Origin of the sequence: Pseudomonas sp. LJDD11, assembly GCF_024584215.1 — a bacterium.
GTDB lineage: Bacteria > Pseudomonadota > Gammaproteobacteria > Pseudomonadales > Pseudomonadaceae > Aquipseudomonas.
On record NZ_JANJFL010000032.1, the window covers coordinates 35,653 to 54,959 of the forward strand.

The following is a 19,307-nucleotide window of genomic DNA, read 5'->3' on the forward strand; positions in this document are numbered from 1 at the left end:
GGCTGCTGTGCCTCGACCCGATTTAAAAGAGGCCCGATTGGTCTACAACATCTTTCCTTTCATCTTATTGTCATAATCAGTTCATACAGTGGTCATCCGTTCTGCGTATTCGGGCGGATTGATGAGTATTTTCCGGGAGCCCCAGGCATGACACTCAAGCGTTGGATGGTGATCTTGTCTCTGGCTGCCGGAGGTTATGCAAGCCATGCGCTGGCTGCTGTCGACCCGTCGATTGCGTCCTATACCAAGGTCAGCGGGGTGTCAGGTAACCTGTCGAGCGTCGGCTCCGACACCCTGGCCAACCTGATGACGCTGTGGGCCGAGGCCTACAAAAGAGAATACCCGAGTGTAAATATCCAGATTCAGGCGGCCGGTTCGTCCACTGCGCCCCCGGCACTGGCCGAAGGTACGGCCAACCTGGGGCCGATGAGCCGCAAGATGAAGGATGGAGAAGTCTCTGCGTTCGAGCAGAAGCAGGGCTACAAGCCGACGGCGGTGCCGGTGGCGGTGGATGCCCTGGCGATATTCGTGCACAAGGACAATCCGATCAAAGGGCTGAGCATGCCGCAGGTCGATGCGATCTTTGCCGAGACCCGTTTGTGTGGCGCAAAAAAACTGGCCCTGACCTGGGGTGATGTCGGGTTGACAGGTTACCTGGCCAATCAGCGCATTCAGCTGTTTGGCCGTAACTCGGTCTCCGGCACTTATGGTTATTTCAAGGAAGAAGCGCTGTGCAAAGGCGACTTCAAAAACAGCGTGAACGAGCAGCCTGGCTCGGCTTCTGTGGTGAGTGCGATCAGCGGCTCGCTCAACGGCATAGGCTATTCAGGTATTGGTTACAAGACCTCTAGCGTCAAGACCGTGCCGCTGGCCAGGCAGGCCGGTGAAGAGTATTTCGAAGCCACCGAGGCCAATATTCTCGCTGGCCGCTATCCGCTTTCGCGTTTGCTGTATGTCTACGTCAACAAGGCGCCGAACAAACCGCTGGCACCGCTGGAAGCCGAGTTTCTCAAGTTGATCCTGTCCAGGCAGGGGCAGGAGATCGTCATGAAGGATGGTTACATTCCGCTCCCGGAGCCGGTTCTTGACAAGGCGCTTGTCGATCTGGGGCTCAAGGCGCCGGTCAGGGCTGCTCGCTGATGCCTTGGCATGAGTGTGTTTCGACAGTTCGGCGCCAGAGGGTTGGGCGCCGGGCTCTTTTATGTCATTTAGTGCCGCACGGATGAACCGAAAGTCAGATGAATCGTAGTCCCGCACCCGAAGGCATTGACTTCAATACCCCAGCGATGCAACGCAAGCGGCGTGCCCGGGCGTTCAAGGATCGCCTGACTCGCTGGTATGTCGCGTTGGGCGGCATGGCGGTGCTGGCCGCTATTACCCTGATTTTCTTCTATCTGGCCTGGGTGGTCGCGCCGCTGTTCAAGGGCGCGAGCCTGAACGTTGCCGCACCGATGACGCCGGCCTGGATGCAGGCTGCCGGCAAACCCTTGATGATCAGCATCGAGGAGCAGAACCAGGTGGGGATGCGAATCTCCGATCAGGGCCAGGCGATCTTCTTCGACGTCAGCAGCGGAGCGCAGCTCAAGCAGATGGCCCTGCCGTTGCCCGAAGGTGTGCAGATCACCGCGATCGGCAAGGACCAGCCCGGCACGCCGCTGATTGCCGTGGGCCTGTCCAACGGCCAGGTTCTGGTGTTCCGTCATGCCTATGAAGTCAGCTACCCGAACAACCAGAAGACCATCACCCCGGCCATTGCCTGGCCTTACGGGCAGGCGCCACTGACCCTGGACGAGCAGGGCCAGGCCATCGGCCAGGTGACGGTCAGCGTCAGTGGCAGCCATCTGCGTCTGGCGGGCAGTACCGGCACGCAACTGCATGTACTGGCTGTGGAACTGGGCGAGAACCCGCAGACCGGTGAAGTGCTGCGTGAGCAGAGCCGCATCGAGTTGCCGCAGTTGTCGGCTGAAGTGAAAGCCATTTACATCGACCCGCGCCAGCAGTGGCTGTATGTGATCAATGGCCGCGCCCAGGCTGACGTGTTCAGCCTGCGTGATCGTACCCTCAATGGTCGTTACAAACTGCTGGAAAACGCCAACGCCGAAATCACCTCCTCGACTCAACTGGTCGGTGGTGTTTCACTGCTGTTTGGCGACTCGCGTGGCGGCATCAGCCAGTGGTTCATGGTCCGTGATACCGATGAAGAGCCGCGCTTCATGAGGATCCGCGATTTCCGTCTGGGTGATGCGCCGATCGTGCAGATCAGGGCCGAACAGCGCCGCAAGGGCTTCGTCGCACTGGATAGCACGGGGCAATTGGGGGTTTTCCACAGTACCGCGCACCGTACCTTGCTGGTCGAGAAGGTCACCGACGGCGCCGGCCTGATGACCCTGTCACCGCGCGCCAATCAGATCCTGATCGAGTCTGGCGGTACATTGCGCGGCGTGGGCCTGGATAACCCGCACCCGGAGATTTCCTGGAGCGCGTTGTGGGAGAAGGTCTGGTACGAAAACTACGACGAGCCCCGGCATGTCTGGCAGTCGACGGCTTCAACCACTGACTACGAACCCAAGCTGAGCCTGGCGCCATTGACCTATGGCACGCTCAAAGCGGCGTTCTATGCCATGTTGCTGGCCGCACCGCTGGCCATTGCGGCGGCGATCTACACCGCGTACTTCATGGCCCCGGTCATGCGCCGCAAGGTCAAGCCGGTCATCGAATTGATGGAAGCCATGCCGACGGTGATCCTTGGCTTCTTTGCCGGTCTGTTTCTGGCACCGTACATGGAAGCCAACCTGCCAGGGATCTTCGCCCTGATGTTGCTGACCCCGGTCGGTATCCTGCTGGCCGGCTTTCTGTGGAGCCGCCTGCCCATTTCGCTACGCCTGCGGGTGCCCGATGGCTGGGAAGCGGCGATCCTGATTCCGGTGGTGCTGGGCGTGGGCTGGCTGTCGCTGGGCATGAGCCCGCACCTTGAAAGCTGGCTGTTCGACGGTGACATGCGCACCTGGATCAGCCACGACCTGGGCATTACCTTTGATCAGCGCAACGCGCTGGTGATCGGCCTGGCCATGGGCTTTGCAGTGATTCCGAATATCTACTCCATCGCCGAAGATGCCATTTTCGGCGTGCCGCGCAGCCTGACCCTGGGCTCGCTGGCGCTGGGTGCCACACCGTGGCAGACCCTGACCCGAGTGGTCTTGCTGACCGCCAGCCCCGGTCTGTTCTCCGCGCTGATGATCGGCATGGGGCGGGCAGTGGGTGAAACCATGATCGTGCTCATGGCCACCGGCAACACGCCGATCATGGACATGAACCTGTTCGAGGGCATGCGCACCCTGGCGGCCAACGTGGCGGTGGAAATGCCTGAATCGGAGGTGGGCAGCAGTCACTACCGCGTGTTGTTCCTCGCGGCCCTGGTGCTGCTGATGTTTACCTTCGTCATGAACACCCTTGCGGAGCTGATTCGTCAGCGCCTGCGCAAGCAATACTCGTTGCTCTGAGGGAGACTTGATTCAAATGAAACGAGACTCTCTGAACAAATGGACCAAAAGTGGCGCGCCGGGCATCTGGCTCAGTGCCGGCGCGGTGTCCATCGCGGTGATCCTGACCATCGGTCTGCTGACGATCCTTGCGGTGCGCGGACTCGGGCACTTCTGGCCTGCTGATCTGGTGCGGGCGCAGTACAGCGTGCCGGGGCAGGCAGCGCATGTGCTGATCGGCGAGCGGGTCGAACGTGAGCAGGTGCCGCGCTCACGCCTGCTCGATGCCGGCTTGCCGGTGGCAGCCGATGGCTCGGAGTTTCTCGGCCGCGAGCTGTTCAAGGTCGGCAACCGTGACCTGACCCGCAGCGATTTCACCTGGGTGGTCAGCGAATGGCTGAGCCAGCACGGCAAGCCGGCCGAGCTGATGACCCTGGAGCGGCGTGAGTGGGGCAACTTCTACGGCTATCTGGTCAACGTCAAGGAAGCGGGCCGGGTGGTGGCAGTTGGCGAGGCTGCCTGGGGGCCATTGCAGGAACGCCTCAAACGCGTCCAGGCGCTGGCCGTGCAACTGCATCAGCTGGAAAAGCGCGACATCGTGCAGGTCAATAACAGCCTGGAGCAGTTGCGCCTGCAAACCCGGCAACTGGAGCTTGATGGCCGACTGGATGCGATTGCCCAGGCAGACATTGCCGCCTCACAGGCGCAGCTCGAGGCCCGCTACAGCGAGGTCGAAAGCCGTCTGATGGAACTGCGCCAGGCGGTCGAACGTGACAGTCTGACCGCCAGAGACGCCGAAGGACGAATCACGGAAATCAGCCTGGGCAAGGTGGTGCATGCCTACCAGCCCAACACCATGAGCGTGCTGGACAAGCTCGGGTTCTATTTCCAGAAGCTTTGGGAATTTCTGAGCGAAGACCCGCGCGAAGCCAACACCGAAGGTGGAATTTTCCCGGCCATTTTCGGCACCGTGATGATGACCATGATCATGGCGATCATCGTGACCCCGTTTGGTGTCCTGGCGGCGGTCTATCTGCGTGAGTACGCCCGCCAGGGGCCTGTGACCCGACTGATCCGGATTGCCGTGAACAACCTGGCCGGCGTGCCGGCGATTGTCTATGGCGTGTTTGGCCTGGGCTTTTTTGTCTATGTGCTGGGTGGTTCGCTGGACCGACTGTTCTTTGCCGAAGCCTTGCCGGCGCCGACCTTCGGCACGCCCGGCCTGTTGTGGGCCTCGCTGACCCTGGCGCTGCTGGCGGTCCCGGTGGTGATCGTCGCCACGGAAGAGGGCCTGGCGCGCATTCCGCTGAGCCTGCGCGAGGGCTCGCTGGCCTTGGGCGCGACCAAGGCCGAGACCTTGTGGAAGATCGTTTTGCCAATGGCCAGCCCGGCGATCATGACCGGCCTGATCCTGGCGGTGGCCCGCGCCGCCGGTGAGGTGGCGCCGTTGATGCTGGTGGGGGTGGTGAAGATGGCGCCGTCGCTGCCGGTGGACGGCAATTACCCCTATCTGCATCTGGATCAGAAGATCATGCACCTGGGCTTTCATATTTACGATGTCGGTTTCCAGAGCCCCAATGTCGAGGCCGCGCGCCCGCTGGTGTACGCCTCGGCCTTGCTGCTGGTGCTGGTGATCGCCTTGCTCAACCTCTCTGCCGTGGCCATTCGCAATCACTTGCGTGAGAAGTACAAGGCGCTGGACGACTAGCGTTCGTAAAGCCCAGGATCCGTGGAAGCCGTGCGTAGCACGGCGCTATGCAACGACCGTTCTTTCAGGAGTCACCCATGCCACATGACAGCCCGAACCGGGGTGCCACTATTGATGTTCTGGCGCGCAACAGAGACGGGTCGCGCCTGGCCGCCGACAATGTGGCGTTCGAAGTGGCGGGCCTGAACCTGTTTTATGGCAACAAACAGGCACTGTTCGACATCGGTCTGGATATTCCCAGGCAGAAGGTCACCTCGTTCATCGGGCCTTCCGGTTGTGGCAAGTCGACCCTGTTGCGCACTTTCAACCGGATGAATGATCTGGTCGATGACTGCCGCGTCGAGGGCACCGTCAACCTGTACGGGCACAACATCTACAGCAAGGGTGAGGAAGTCGCGGAGCTGCGGCGGCGGGTCGGCATGGTGTTCCAGAAGCCTAATCCGTTTCCCAAGACCATCTACGAGAACGTGGTCTACGGTTTGCGTATCCAGGGCATCAACCGCAAGCGCATGCTCGACGAGGCCGTGGAGTGGGCGCTGCGCGGTGCGGCGCTATGGGACGAGGTCAAGGACCGCCTGCACGAGTCGGCCCTCGGGCTGTCGGGCGGTCAGCAACAACGTCTGGTGATTGCCCGGACCATCGCCGTGGAGCCTGAGGTTCTGCTGCTTGATGAGCCTTGTTCGGCGCTGGATCCGATTTCTACGTTGAAAGTCGAAGAGCTGATCTACGAACTGAAATCGAAATACACCATTGTGATCGTTACTCACAACATGCAGCAGGCGGCGCGGGTCTCTGACTACACCGCTTTCATGTACATGGGCAAACTCGTCGAATTCGGTGATACGGACACGTTGTTCACCAATCCGGCAAAGAAGCAGACCGAAGATTACATCACCGGCCGTTATGGCTAGCGGGTACTTCGTCAGGCCTTAGAGGGGGTCTGCAAAACGCTGACTCGGCAATACGGCGTTGAAAACGGGCTAAAAAGACTCATCGACTTGATGTCAACTGCGCTTTTTCACCCAATTTCGTCTTGTCTTGCCTTCGTCCACCTGTTTTGTAAACACCCTCTTACCACCGTGCGTTTTCGCCTCAACCGGACGTTCCAAGGACACCCAGCATGATCCATAAAGACAGCCTCACGCATCACATTTCCCAACAGTTCAACGTCGAACTCGAAGATGTTCGCAGCCACTTGCTCGAAATGGGCGGTCTGGTTGAAAAGCAGGTCAACGATGCCGTGACCGCGCTGATCGAAGCCGACTCGGGCCTGGCTCAGCGGGTCCGGGAAGTCGACGAGCGGATCAATCAGATGGAGCGCAACATCGACGAAGAATGCTTGCGCATTCTCGCCCGCCGCCAGCCGGCCGCTTCGGACCTGCGCCTGATCATCAGTATCTCCAAGTCGGTGATTGATCTGGAGCGTATCGGTGACGAAGCGACCAAGATCGCCCGCCGTGCCATCCAGTTGTGCGAAGAAGGTGAAGCACCACGTGGTTATGTGGAAGTGCGCCACATCGGTGATCAGGTGCGCAATATGGTTCGCGATGCGCTGGATTCGTTCGCCCGCTTCGACCCGGAACTGGCCTTGTCGGTCGCCCAGTACGACAAGGTTATCGACCGCGAGTACAAAACGGCGCTGCGCGAGCTGGCCACTTACATGATGGAAGATCCACGCTCGATCTCCCGCGTATTGAACGTGATCTGGGTGCTGCGTTCGCTGGAGCGGATCGGCGACCACGCGCGCAATATCTCGGAACTGGTGATCTATCTGGTACGCGGCACCGACGTGCGCCATATGGGGCTCAAGCGCATGCGTGAAGAAGTCCAGGGTCACGCTAGCGAAAAGGCTCATGTTCCGGACGCTTCTGACGATAAATAAGATTGTCTGCCAAGAACGCCCAGCATGCGCTGGGCGTTTTGCGTTGCAGCACCAGGGTTGAATCGACCGCGCGGCTTGCGTATCGCCAGCATCGAGCCCTGGTTTTTGCAGTTGCCCGCCAGGAAAAATGCCGAGGTACTGTCAATCAAAGTGGCCGTTGGCCATGCGTCAACGATATGCTAGCCGAAACAAAGGGGCGTGTTGGCATACTGCAGCTCACCCGCCAAGGTGAACACGTCCGCAGGAGCGTCGATGAGTAAAGTCAGTGTATTGGTTGTGGATGACGCGACTTTCATTCGCGACTTGGTGAGAAAAGGGCTACGCAATTATTTTCCCGGCATTCATACCGATGAAGCCGTTAACGGACGCAAGGCCCAGGTCATGCTGAGCCGCGAAGCGTTCGATCTGATTCTATGTGACTGGGAAATGCCCGAAATGTCCGGGCTTGAGTTGCTGGAATGGTGCCGTCAGCAGGAAAACTACCTCAAGACAGTACCGTTCATCATGGTCACCAGCCGTGGCGACAAAGAAAACGTCGTCCAGGCTATTCAGGCCGGGGTATCGGATTTTGTTGGCAAACCGTTCACCAATGAACAGTTGCTGACCAAGGTCAAAAAAGCCCTGGCCAAGGTCGGCAAGCTTGACGCAGTGATGTCCAGTACGGGTGTACCAAGCCGTATAAACTCTGCGCTCAACGACTCATTGAGCGCCCTGACCGGCGGCAAGGCTGAGGTGGTGCGTCCGACCGCGCCTGTGGCAGCGGCCGCTCCTGCGCCCCGTCCTGCCGCCGCTCCCGCCCCTGCCGCCAGCCAAACGCTGAACGGTCGTGGCCAGGGCCAATTGCGCCTGCCCAGTGGCAACCAGTCATGCATCATCAAGAGCCTGACCCTCAAGGAGGGGCTGTTGGTGATCAAGCGCAGTGAGGCGCTGCCGCAGATTCTGGAAAGTGCCGTGCTGGATCTGGAGCAGGGCGAAGAGAACGAAGTGGCCCGCCTCAATGGCTACATCCACGCCATCGTGGCATTCGAGCAGAAGCCTGACAGTGAGTGGCTGCAAGTGACCTTCCGGTTCGTCGACCAGGACGCCAAGAAGCTCGACTACCTGTCGCGGCTTATTGCCCGCGGTACGGCGCAGAAGCACTTCGTTCCAGGGGCATGACCGATCAGCGGCAGGCAAGCCACGTTATACCTTGTGGTCTGACCTGCCGCGCTGCCTTTTCCTGCTGCCCACGTCCGGGTAGGCCCCTTCAAGGCTGTGTAATCCTTCGTTTAGCTCATCCGTAGACCCGCAACATTCTCAAGCGGGTATTACAGGATAGCTTCGTATGGATGAGGTAACAGTCCGGCTTCTGGACAACACAGGCGTCGATGATCGTTCGGCGTATGACGTCAGCAATCTTGCCCAGTTACGGGTGACAGGCGTTCCCGACCACTTGCAATACGGACGCTCGTTACAAAGCGTCGCCCTGATCCACGGCACGGCACTGATCGAGGCGCTGGCGCCAGGGCTGTCGGCCGACGTGAGCTTTGATGATCTGGTTCGGGTCAGTGCGACCCTCTGTGCCAGCCCCGAGCCGGCGATCCAGGCCTTGTTGGCCACAACCCTGGTGCGACCGGCGTTGCTCTATGCAAGCGCCCATCAGGCCGTCGAACTGGAGGGCGATGCTACCGACGCGGCCAGCGCCGCGCAGATCGCTACGGCAATGGACCACCTCAAGGCCCGGCAGGATGCCCATGCCGGTGAACTGCAGGCGTTGTTGAGCCTCAAGGCACCGGATCGTCGGCAGCTGGCCGACAACCTGTTGCGCGAGTCAGGCATTGCTGAGGACGTCTGGACCTTACCCGCAGACCCTTCGGGCATTGCGTTGCTCCAGACGCGAGGCTTCAGCCTCGCCTGGTCTTACTCGCTTGATCGGCTGGCCGCATGGAATCGACCGCAGGCAAGCCTGGTCGAACTGGTGATGATGGGCGAGCTCTGGCGTGACGGCCAGCCCACGATCCCTGAAGCCTATGAGCGTGCCTGGCAGGTTTACGAGGCGGCGCTGCTGCGTGCACAAACGGCGGTGATCGCCCGCCTGTTTGGCGAGATGCAGCCCGCACAGCGTGAGCTGCTGCTGAAATCGACCTGCGAACTGAACCGGGTCAGATTCCAGGACGGCGAGGGGACACACGGTCTGTTGATTCGCTGTCGACAGGTGGATCAGCCGAGCGAATTTCATAATCAGGCGGTCGGCGAGACCTTCTTCGAGCTGTTTCCGGCGGCGGGCGTGGTGCGTTTGACCACCCAGCGCTTCGACTACCATCCTGCGCACCGTTCCATCGACTCGATCAATCTGCCTGAGCTATGGCGCAATCACGAGGTCAACCTGGCGCTTGATGCCAAGGCGCCGTTCATCGCACTGGAGCCTTTCGACAGCGATGCCTACCTGTATGGCCAGCTGTCGCGCAGCGTGAAGAGCCTGCACACACCCGCTTTGGGCGAGTTGGTTCCGGCGGCGCAACTGTGCACGCCTGACTCCCTTGCCTCACTGGCAAGCGCGGCTGCCCGGCATCTGCTGGCCGGATTCTTGAAGCAGAGCAAGCAAGCGCATCGGCACCTGAATGGCTGGGAGCAAACCTGGGCCAAAGAGCGCGAATGGGCGGACACGGCCGCCCGCTGGCTGGTGCCGTTCTATGGCTGCATCAAGGACCTGTCGAGCGGCGAGCACTCTGCTGCGGTGGTGGCGCAATGCAGCCTGGACACGGCATTTGCCTTGATCCCCTTGGGGCAGTTCGTCAGTGCCACGACCCGTATCGTGCTGCGTGCCGGGGAACTGAGCGTGGTATCGCTGGGCGTGCAGGGTGCCAAGGCTGTTGCCGGCCTGGCCGAGGGGCTGGCACAACAAAGTGCGGCGTTTCTGGCGCGTGATGTTGCCCAGGCTGCTGCGCTGGCCGGCCAGTCTGCGCTGGACCTGCTGCATGAGCTGCCGTCCTTCAAACGCGTGTTTGCGTCGTCCGTTGGAGTGGATTGGCATGAATCCGGGCTCGCTATGCGCCAGTTGGCGGGTGAGGCGTTCAGCCCTGAAGGTGTTCGCCTGCAACGGGTGGAACGTAGCTGTAGGATGCGCCGCGATCTTGTGCCTGTCGCCTGCACCGAAGGGATCGTGCTGCAAACCCCGCCGCCCTTATTGCCAGAAGAGCCGCTAGAGCAGGTAAAGGCGGGCTATCACTACAGCCATGCGATGGCCGCTCGCCGCTTTGAACTGGCTACGCTGAATGCCGGGTCGCAGCAATTGCACGTCTTCGTGCATGAAAACCGGCTGTTCACATGGAAAGAGCCTGATGCGCTGCAGCCTTCTTCTTCCACGCAGGCGGTTGCCGCAAGAGCGGTTGAAGTCAGCATCCCTGACAAGGTGACGTATGACTTGCCTCTACAGCCGCAGCTGCAGTATCGGCAGAGGCTCAACGCTCAGCAATTGCCGGAGCCTGATTTTGGCGTGAGCGCGCATGCCATGGAACTGAACCTGAATTTATTTGAGCACCAAGAGCCGGTCATACGATTGGGCGGTATTGTCGAGGGTGTCGAAGACGCCCGGGTTTTGCGTGGCTCGTGCCTTTTTAGCCCCCTGGATCAGCGCCAATGGATCTACATCGAGGCTGACCACAATATTTTCTACCGGGCACCGGCCCCCACCAAGGGGTCACCAGAGCTACTGTTTGAGCGCTTGGAGGAGGGCGATCCAGGCCTCGCCGATTATCTGTCTCACACCGAGCAGTATCGGTTGGTGCGGGAAGTCCCGAGCATCTGGCAAGACCGGCAGAACATTGCCCGCATGCTGTTCGACATGCTCAATGAGACTGAGCGTGCCCTGCTGCCAGAGGCCGGCATGACTTTCGAGCAATACGATCAACTGTGTCATGACCGGCAGTGGACCAATCAGTTCTTCGAATACGCCACCAACGTGTTGTCGGGAAAATCGTTCCAGGACGCTTATATCGAGCTGGCCAGGCAAACCGTGGCGGACTTCAGGCCAATGGCAGAGCGCAGTCCGGCAGAGGTCCAGCCCTTGCTGGATGTGCTCAATAACCTGCTGCCTGCCAGGCCTGTGCGCAAAGGCTGGCAGGCGCTGAGCGCCGACAACATTGTGCAGCCCGCAGCGATCAAGCGGATTCGCAAGCAGGTCAACGGCGCCAACCTCGCATTCGCTTGCGTGCATGTGGACGGGCGCCAGGCCTATGTGTTTTATGCCGTCTCCGGCGGCCGGCTCGGCGAGAACGTGCGATTGCAACCGGAGTGGCCGTGGACCGACGGCTCGTTGATCAACGGAGTCGATTACATTGATGCTCACCCACGTCGCCCGACCCTGGTTGACCCTCAAGAGTATGTGATTGCGGATGACCCGCGTTTCACCACGTTGCCCACGTTGCGCCATGCCGACCGCCTGCAGGTGCGTGCTATCAACCGTAGTCTGGACTCGGAGCGGCTGATCGGTACGCGGCTCAAGGATGAACTGCAAGACAGGGCTGGCTCCGTTACCCGCATCGACTTCTTTACCATGCTGGATGCCTGTCGTTCCTGTGGTGGCTTCGCCTTGCCGAGGCTCAAACATGATTTCCCAACGGCTGAGTTTTCGGTGACCTATCTCAAGCCTTACCAGGACGACTGATTCACTGGCGCAGATTATCTGGCGCAATCGCGTCAGGTCATTGATAACCATGAGTGCTTATTGATCAGTAAGCCTGCTAGGCTTGGTGCCCATTGCCAATCAGCCCGCGCTTACTCTTATGCTTGAACGCTTACTGACCTTGGGCGGCCTGCTGCTGGTCGCACAGATGGCGCAGGCCGTGACCATCTACAAAACCACAGACGCCAATGGGGTGGTGTCATTCAGTGACCGGCCTTCGCCGGGCGCGGCCGTGGTGGTGTTCCGCGACCGGATGGTCGAGCACATCGAGCGCCAGGTGCGGCTGGACGTGCGCAAGGTCAATGGGGTCGACAGCCTGTATGTGCGCAATGACCTGTATGCGCCGGTCGAGATCGAACTCAGGCTGAGCAACCTGAAGAACGTGCTGGGTGTGCAGGGCAGTTCAACGACCCTGCGCCGCACCTTGGCAGCGCGCAGCAATGAACGGGTGATCGTGCTCAGCCCCAGGCAGGCGGGGCAAGCGATCAACTACAGCACCCGGCTGACCTCGACCCTGGGGGCGCCAGGAGGCAACCCTCTGGCGTACCGCTACCCGCTGCCGTGGGTGGGCGGGCCGTTTCGCCTGACCCAGGGGCCGGGCGGCAAATACAGCCACAGCGACCCCAAGGGCCGCTATGCGATGGATATCGCCATGCCTGAGGGCACGCCGATCATCGCGGCGCGGGCCGGCACAGTGATCAAGGTGGAAAACAACCAGACCGGGCGTGGTTCGAACCCGGCTGGCAACTTCGTCAGGATTCTCCACGACGACGGCACCATGGGCGTTTACCTGCACCTGATGCGCGGCTCGGTGGTGGTCAGTGAAGGGCAGAAGGTCAGCGTCGGCAGCGCCCTGGCCCGGTCAGGCAATACCGGCAACAGCACAGGTCCACACCTGCATTTTGTCGTGCAGCGCAATGTCGGCCAGGAGCTGGTGTCGATCCCTTACGAATTCAACCGGCCGATCCAGAGCCTGCCGAACTTCGCCGTGGGCGGCAATTGATAAGCGGATTCCCATCCCGACACACCGTAGGAGCGGCTTCAGCCGCGAAAGCTTCCCTGCTAAAGCAGGTCCTACGAGGTCCGGTGTTTGCTGCGCGACAGCGCGGCGCCGAGGCGGTGGGTGATCTCCTACAGCGTGCCGGGGTGATCAATCGAGCTTGAGCACCTTGGCCAGGACGATCTTCGGGCCTTTCATCTTCTTGATGATGATGCGCAGGCCTTCGAACTCCATCTGTTCCTCTTCTTCAGGCACGCGTTTGAGCGATTCGTAAATCAGCCCGGCGAGGGTCTCCGCTTCGATATGATCCAGGTCGATGCCCAGCATGCGCTCGATCTTGAACAGCGGGGTGTCGCCACGCACCAGCAGCTTGCCGGGCTGGTAAGCGAGGATGCCGCGTTCGACCTTGCGGTGTTCGTCCTGGATGTCGCCGACCAGTACCTCCAGCACGTCTTCCATGGTCAGATAGCCAATGACCTTGCCGTCGGCTTCTTCGACCAGAGCAAAGTGAGCGCTGCCCTGACGGAACTGCTCCAGCAGACGGGCCAGCGGCATGTGCCGCGAGACGCGTTCCAGCGGCCGGATCAGGTCGGCAAGGTTGAACAGCTCGGGAACGTGGTCGAGTTCGGCCAGCTCCAGCAGCAGGTCCTTGATATGCAGCAGGCCGACGAACTCGCCGCGCTCGGCATCGAATATCGGGTAGCGACTGAACTTGTGGCGGCGAACCTGGGCAAGGATTTCCTTGAGTGGCGCATGGAAGTCCAGAAAGATCATGTCTTCGCGCGAGTTGGCCCAGTCGACCACCTCCAGTTCGCCCATCTCGACCGCTGAGGCCAGCACGCGCATCCCCTGATCGCTGGGGTCCTGGCCACGGCTGGAGTGCAGGATCAGTTTCAGTTCTTCGCGGCTGTAGCTGTGTTCGTGATGCGGGCCAGGCTCGCCTTGCCCGGCGATACGCAGAATGGCATTGGCGCTGGCATTGAGCAGGTAGATGGCCGGGTACATCAGCCAGTAGAACAGGTACAGCGGCGCAGCAGTCCACAGCGACAGCAGTTCAGGCTTGCGAATCGCCCATGATTTTGGCGCCAGCTCGCCGACCACGATGTGCAGGTAGGAAATGATAAAGAATGCGGTGAAGAACGACACGCCCTTGATCACTTCCGGGCTGTCGACGCCAGCCGCGGCCAGCAGAGGTTCAAGCAGGTGGGCGAAGGCCGGCTCACCGACCCAGCCCAGGCCCAGCGAGGCGAGGGTAATACCTAGTTGGCAGGCTGACAGGTAGGCGTCCAGTTGCCCGTGCACGGTGCGCAGGATCCGCCCGCGCCAGCCGTTCTTGTCGGCGATGGATTCGACCTTGGTCGAGCGCAGTTTGACCATGGCGAACTCGGCGGCAACGAAGAAGCCGTTGAGCAGCACCAGCAGGAAAGCGAAGAGAATCATGCCGAAATCGGCGAACAGTGAAGCCAGGTTGATACCAGGGGAAGGGTCCATGATGGAGATTTACAGTTTCCGTTTGATCCGAAGAGATTTGGCTTTGACTTTGGCTTTATCCATAGCAAATACAAGGCCATGAGAAACGCAATGTAACGATTGCGCGCTTGCTTGCATAGGGACATGAACGGCGAGGTCAGAGTTCGTCGAAGTCGTCGTCCGGGTCGGCCATCTGGATTGACGAGAAATGACAGACAAATACGCTGCCTTTGCCGATCACGCTGTTGATTTCCAGCTTGCCACGGTGGCGCAGCAGCACGTGCTTGACGATCGCCAGGCCCAGGCCGGTGCCGCCGGTGTTCGACGCGCGGCTGGTGTCGACCCGGTAGAAGCGTTCGGTCAGGCGCGGCAGGTGCTTGGTTTCGATGCCGATGCCCGAGTCCTGAACGCTCAGGTGTGCACCACGGGTATCGACCCACCAGCGCACGCGTATCTCGCCGCCGGCCGGGGTGTACTTGACCGCATTGAAAATCAGGTTGGAAAACGCACTGCGCAGCTCTGTCTCGCTGCCCTTGAGCCCCATGTCGCTGTCGATGGCCAGGCTGATGCTGTGATTGTTGCTGGCCGACAAGGCCTGGGCATCGCTGGTGATGGTTTTGAGTAACGGGCCGACAGCGATCGGCTGGCTGTCTGAGGGGTAGTCGGTGGCTTCGAGCTTGGCCAGCAGCAGCAGGTCGTTGAGCAGGGTCTGCATGCGGCTGCCTTGCTGGTGCATCTGCTGCAGCGCGCGGACCCAGCGCGGGTTGACGCTTTCACTGTTGTCGAGCAGGGTTTCCAGGTAGCCGAAAATCACTGTCAGTGGCGTGCGCAGTTCGTGAGACACGTTGGCCACGAAGTCTTTGCGCATCTGTTCCAGTTGATGGATACGGGTGACATCACGCACCAGCATCAGGTGCTCGTTATTACCGTAGCGGGTAATCAACAGCTGGATACGGATGCGGTCGTTGTTGGGTGAAGGAATTTCCAGCGGCTCGGCGTAGTTACCGTGGGCGAAATACTCCTTGAAGCGCGGATGGCGTACCAGGTTGGTCACCGGCTGGCCGCTGTCCTGAGGGGTCTTGAGGCCCAGCAGGGTTTCGGCGGCGCGGTTCCACCACTCCAGGTTGCCTTCGGAGTCGAGCATGATGACCGCGTCACGCAGCGCGGCGGTGGATTCCTGAACCCGGTCGATCACCGCCTGCAAACGTCCGCGTACGCGTTGGTCGCGGCGTTGCAGGTGATAGATGCTGTCGAACACGTCGCCCCACAGGCCGTAGCCGTCCGGTGGCGGCTCATCGGCTTTGTGGCTGCTCAGCCAGGCATGCAGGCGCAGCAGTTGCTTGAGTGTCCAGGCCAGATACAGCCCAAGGCCGACCGACAGGCTCCAGCCATATTCGCCGCTGATCAGACCAACGACCATGCAGGCGGTCACCAGCAGCAACATATGGCGTATCAGGGTGCCGTGCCAGTTGGGGTTCAATTAGGGGTGTATCCTTGTCTGTACAGCGGGTTCAGGCGGCCGGATTCAGCTTTTGGTTGAGAACCGGTAGCCAGTGCCGCGTACGGTCTGTACCAGGTTCTCATAGGCATCACCCAAGGCTTTGCGCAGACGACGGATATGCACGTCTACGGTGCGTTCTTCGACATAGACGTTGCCGCCCCACACCTGATCGAGCAACTGGCCGCGGGTATAGGCGCGCTCCTGGTGGGTCATGAAGAACTGCAGCAGGCGGTACTCGGTCGGGCCCATCTCGGCTGGTTTGCCGTCGATGGTGACGCGGTGGCTGATCGGGTCGAGCAGCAGGCCACCGACTTCAATCGGTGCTTCGCCGTCGGTCGGGCCGGCGCGGCGCAGGACTGCCTTGAGGCGTGCGACCAGCTCGCGCGGCGAGAACGGCTTGGTGATGTAGTCGTCGGCACCGACTTCCAGGCCCTGGATCTTATTGTCCTCTTCGCCCTTGGCGGTGAGCATGATGATCGGGATGTCCCCGGTCAGCTCGTCACGCTTGAGGCGCCGTGCCAGCTCGATACCGGAGGTGCCGGGCAGCATCCAGTCGAGCAGGATCAGGTCCGGCTTGCGATCGATGATGATGGCGTGCGCCTGTTGGGAATTTTCGGCTTCAAGGCAGTCATAGCCGGCCATTTCCAATGCAACGGCGATCATTTCGCGAATAGGCGCTTCGTCGTCAACGATCAGAATGCTCCTGCCAACCATGCTTGAACCTCTTGTCATTTAACTGTCTTGGGGCGCATTAGATAACGGAATTATTGCAGTCGTGTGACATCTGTGGTCAGGCTAGCATTGCGGGGCTCTTAACGCAGCGCATAATCGGCCACGATCCCGCCGAAGATCGCCATGCCCGCCCAGTGGTTATGCAGGAATGCCTTGAAGCAGGCGTCACGATCACGCTGCCGGGTACTGTGCCACTGCCAGGCGAAGCAGCCAGCGGCGCCCAGCAGGCCGAGCTGGAACAGGCCGCCCAGGCCGAACCGGTTGCCAGCCAGCAGCAGGCAGCCCAGCGCCAGGGCTTGCAGCGTCACGATGATGGTACGGTCGGCATCGCCGAACAGCACGGCGGTGGATTTAACGCCGATACGCAGGTCGTCGTCACGGTCGACCATGGCGTAGTAGGTGTCATAGGCCACAGTCCATAGCAGGTTGGCGATATACAGCAGCCAGGCCGCCGCCGGCAGGCTGCCGGTCTCGGCAGTGAAGGCCATCGGCATACCCCAGGAGAACGCAGCGCCCAGCACCACCTGCGGGTAATAGGTGTAGCGTTTCATGAACGGATAGCAGGCCGCCAGGGCCAGCCCGCCGAACGACAGCCAGACCGTCGTCGAGTTGGTCAGCAATACCAATAGAAAGCTCAAGGTCACCAGCACGGCGAACAGCACCAGTGCTTCGCGGGACGTCACCTTGCCACTGGCCAGCGGGCGCTGCTGGGTGCGTTTGACGTGGCCATCGACCTTGCGGTCGGCAAAGTCGTTGATCACACAGCCCGCTGCACGCATCAGGAACACGCCGATGACGAAAATCAGCACATTGCCCAGCGACGGGCTGCCGGTGCCGGCAATCCACAACGCCCAGAGCGTTGGCCAGAGCAGCAGGTAGATACCGATCGGTTTGTCGATGCGGGTCAGTTGCACAAAGTCCCAGGCGCGTGGATTCAGGCGATTCAACGATTTGAGCAGCGACAGGTACATCAGGTGAGATCCTTTAATGAATTCCAGAAGGCCGGCAAAAATACCTCCGCGACCAGGATACTCAGCGGGCCGCGGCTGAAACACGAGCGGCGTGCCCACAAGCCTTCGGCGCGGTCCTGGGCGGGCAGCCACTGGCCGGGCCAGGCGCGCACCTGCAGGGCGCCGCGATCGAAGGCCGGGTCGCTGAACAGCAGTTCGCCCAGCGAGCGGGTGCCCAGTTCGTCCATCTGCAACCCGCAATCCTGTAACGCCGCATGGCCGGCCACACTGCGGGCGAAGACCCAGGCCAGGCCATTGCCGCGCAGATAGACTTCGCGCACCCAGCCCAGGCTGGCCGGGGCCAGCTTCAGAGCCGCGCATTCGTCGTCACGCAGGGTTTGCCAGCCTTGATCGACCAGGGTGACGCTGAAGCCGTCATTGGACAGGCGGGTCAGGCGCCGGGTGAGCGAGTCCTGATTGAACAGCCAGTCCGCTATGCGGGCAGGCGGCAGCGGATTGAGTTGCTGGCGTTCGAGCCACTGATCGGGCGGGGAAGCGGGATTTTGCTGGGTCACGGTCAGCCATTGGCGGCAATCTTCGAGGCGCCGAGCTTAGCATGAGCGCTGTGGCGCTTGCGCCGTTTGCAGGTGCAGCGGCGAGGTCGCAAACGGCTCTGTTCAGGCTCATTGTGTCGCGTCCGGCGCGGCCAGGCCGGAAAAATCGGGTTATTTGTCGGCTTGAGCGCATTTTTCGTCGCAGATTCGTCGCGCCCCCACTGGCGCGGGCGTTTGCCGCGTGCCATTCTGCTGTTCGACCGCCGTTGCGTGGAGCCGTAACGGCAGCTGAACGCCGGCCCGAATGGGTGGCGCGGTACATAAAAACAAAAAATCGCAGAAAGAGGCTTAGTACATGCGTAAACCAGATCTCGCAGCCGCCATTGCTGAAAAAACGGACCTGACCAAAGACCAGTCCACTCGCGTTCTCAACGCCATTCTCGAAGAAATCACCGGCGCACTGCACCGCAAGGACAGTGTCACCCTGGTCGGTTTCGGTACCTTCCTGCAACGTCATCGCGGTGCCCGCACCGGCAAGAACCCGCAAACCGGTGAGCCAGTGACCATCAAGGCCAGCAACACGGTGTCCTTCAAGCCAGCCAAGGCTCTGAAAGACACGGTCAACTGATCGCCAGGCGCAGGCGGCTTCAAACGGTCAAAGCCCTCGATTCTGGAGGGCTTTACTTTTTGTGTTTATGTTTATCGCTGTAACTTGGGAAATATCCTACATATTTTGGTAGATATTCCGTCTTTTCTGCGGACTTTTCCGACATTTTTTCCGAACTTTTCTCCGTAAAGTGCGCGCCCGTTGCATCTCTTAAACGCGTCTCTTTGGGAAAAAAAATGAAAAAATTATGGATGTCGGCCGCCGTGGCAGTACTGATCGCAACCACCAGTGGCTGCGTCAGCTACAACACCAGCCAGCCGAGTGCTCCGGTCAGCAGTTCGGTCAAGGCAGACCTGAAGGCTGACGTCGCCGTGGGCGGTTCCATCTCCGGTCAATCCTCGACCAATATCCTGTTCAACTTCCTGAGCTTCGGCGGTGATAACGAGTTCGCCGACGGTGTGGTTTATGGTGGCTCGGACGGTGGCTTGAGCCTGAGCATGCTGGACCCGATTTCCAGCGTAAAGGCGGCAGCCGCCTACAAGGCGGTTAAGTCCTCCGGGGCCGATCTGATCGTGGCGCCGCGCTACGAGGTCAAGGTGCAGAACTACTTCATCTTCAAGAAGGTAGAGGTGAAGGTGACAGGCAATAAGGGCAGCATCAACAGCATCCGCTGACGATTGCGCCGGATGTGGGGATAAACCGCATCCGGCTGTTTAATTCAAGAATCAACCCGCTACACTGCCTGCCGCTCTTACTGATCG

At 60.5% G+C, this 19,307-nt stretch carries 15 protein-coding genes; 10 read left to right on the plus strand and 5 right to left on the minus strand.

Annotated features, from left to right (window positions below):
- Positions 1-147 precede the first annotated feature (147 nt).
- The 8 genes from NRB16_RS25890 (at position 148) to NRB16_RS25925 (ending at position 12,735) form a co-directional block, all read left to right on the plus strand.
- A complete protein-coding gene (locus NRB16_RS25890) occupies positions 148-1,140 on the plus strand; it encodes a PstS family phosphate ABC transporter substrate-binding protein (protein WP_045485553.1) in 993 nt (330 codons plus the stop codon).
- A gap of 98 nt (positions 1,141-1,238) precedes the next feature.
- A complete protein-coding gene (locus tag NRB16_RS25895) occupies positions 1,239-3,500 on the plus strand; it encodes an ABC transporter permease subunit (protein WP_253117828.1) in 2,262 nt (753 codons plus the stop codon).
- A 16-nt stretch (positions 3,501-3,516) separates the two neighbouring features.
- A complete protein-coding gene (pstA, locus tag NRB16_RS25900) occupies positions 3,517-5,187 on the plus strand; it encodes a phosphate ABC transporter permease PstA (protein ID WP_045485558.1) in 1,671 nt (556 codons plus the stop codon).
- Positions 5,188-5,264: 77 nt separating this feature from the next.
- Positions 5,265-6,098: a phosphate ABC transporter ATP-binding protein PstB gene (gene pstB, locus NRB16_RS25905; RefSeq protein ID WP_253142639.1), complete on the plus strand. Its 834-nt coding sequence runs from the start codon at positions 5,265-5,267 to the stop codon at positions 6,096-6,098.
- 209 nt (positions 6,099-6,307) lie between these two features.
- Positions 6,308-7,069, plus strand: a complete 762-nt coding sequence (gene phoU, locus NRB16_RS25910; protein ID WP_257107283.1) for a phosphate signaling complex protein PhoU — start codon at positions 6,308-6,310, stop codon at positions 7,067-7,069.
- 252 nt (positions 7,070-7,321) lie between these two features.
- On the plus strand, positions 7,322-8,227 hold the full coding sequence (locus tag NRB16_RS25915) for a response regulator (RefSeq protein WP_045485566.1): 906 nt from the start codon (positions 7,322-7,324) through the stop codon (positions 8,225-8,227).
- Between the two features lie 166 nt (positions 8,228-8,393).
- Positions 8,394-11,714: a deaminase domain-containing protein gene (locus NRB16_RS25920; RefSeq protein ID WP_257107284.1), complete on the plus strand. Its 3,321-nt coding sequence runs from the start codon at positions 8,394-8,396 to the stop codon at positions 11,712-11,714.
- A gap of 118 nt (positions 11,715-11,832) precedes the next feature.
- Positions 11,833-12,735, plus strand: a complete 903-nt coding sequence (locus NRB16_RS25925; RefSeq protein ID WP_253117832.1) for a peptidoglycan DD-metalloendopeptidase family protein — start codon at positions 11,833-11,835, stop codon at positions 12,733-12,735.
- Positions 12,736-12,882: 147 nt separating this feature from the next.
- Here the strand turns inward: NRB16_RS25925 and NRB16_RS25930 are convergent, their stop codons facing one another.
- The 5 genes from NRB16_RS25930 to NRB16_RS25950 form a co-directional block, all read right to left on the minus strand.
- Positions 12,883-14,223: a hemolysin family protein gene (locus tag NRB16_RS25930; RefSeq protein WP_253117833.1), complete on the minus strand. Its 1,341-nt coding sequence runs from the start codon at positions 14,221-14,223 to the stop codon at positions 12,883-12,885.
- 136 nt (positions 14,224-14,359) lie between these two features.
- Positions 14,360-15,646 carry a phosphate regulon sensor histidine kinase PhoR gene (gene phoR / locus NRB16_RS25935; RefSeq protein WP_373568510.1) on the minus strand — a complete coding sequence of 429 codons (1,287 nt, stop codon included), beginning with the start codon at positions 15,644-15,646 and terminating at the stop codon, positions 14,360-14,362.
- 81 nt (positions 15,647-15,727) lie between these two features.
- Complete coding sequence (phoB, locus tag NRB16_RS25940) at positions 15,728-16,417, minus strand: phosphate regulon transcriptional regulator PhoB (protein WP_045485577.1); 690 nt, start codon at positions 16,415-16,417, stop codon at positions 15,728-15,730.
- Positions 16,418-16,515: 98 nt separating this feature from the next.
- Positions 16,516-17,406, minus strand: a complete 891-nt coding sequence (gene ubiA, locus NRB16_RS25945; RefSeq protein ID WP_045485581.1) for a 4-hydroxybenzoate octaprenyltransferase — start codon at positions 17,404-17,406, stop codon at positions 16,516-16,518.
- The gene (locus NRB16_RS25950; protein WP_257107286.1) at positions 17,406-17,960 is read right to left on the minus strand and encodes a chorismate lyase; all 555 of its coding nucleotides are present in this window, start codon (positions 17,958-17,960) and stop codon (positions 17,406-17,408) included. The genes ubiA and NRB16_RS25950 overlap by 1 nt, the downstream gene beginning before the upstream one ends.
- A 334-nt stretch (positions 17,961-18,294) precedes the next feature.
- Between NRB16_RS25950 and NRB16_RS25955 the strand changes: the two genes are divergently transcribed.
- Together NRB16_RS25955 and NRB16_RS25960 are read left to right on the plus strand one after the other, a co-directional pair.
- Positions 18,295-18,567 (plus strand): HU family DNA-binding protein, encoded by a 273-nt coding sequence (locus tag NRB16_RS25955; protein WP_257107287.1) that lies wholly within the window; start codon positions 18,295-18,297, stop codon positions 18,565-18,567.
- 215 nt (positions 18,568-18,782) lie between these two features.
- Positions 18,783-19,220 (plus strand): hypothetical protein, encoded by a 438-nt coding sequence (locus tag NRB16_RS25960; RefSeq protein WP_045485588.1) that lies wholly within the window; start codon positions 18,783-18,785, stop codon positions 19,218-19,220.
- Positions 19,221-19,307 lie beyond the last annotated feature (87 nt).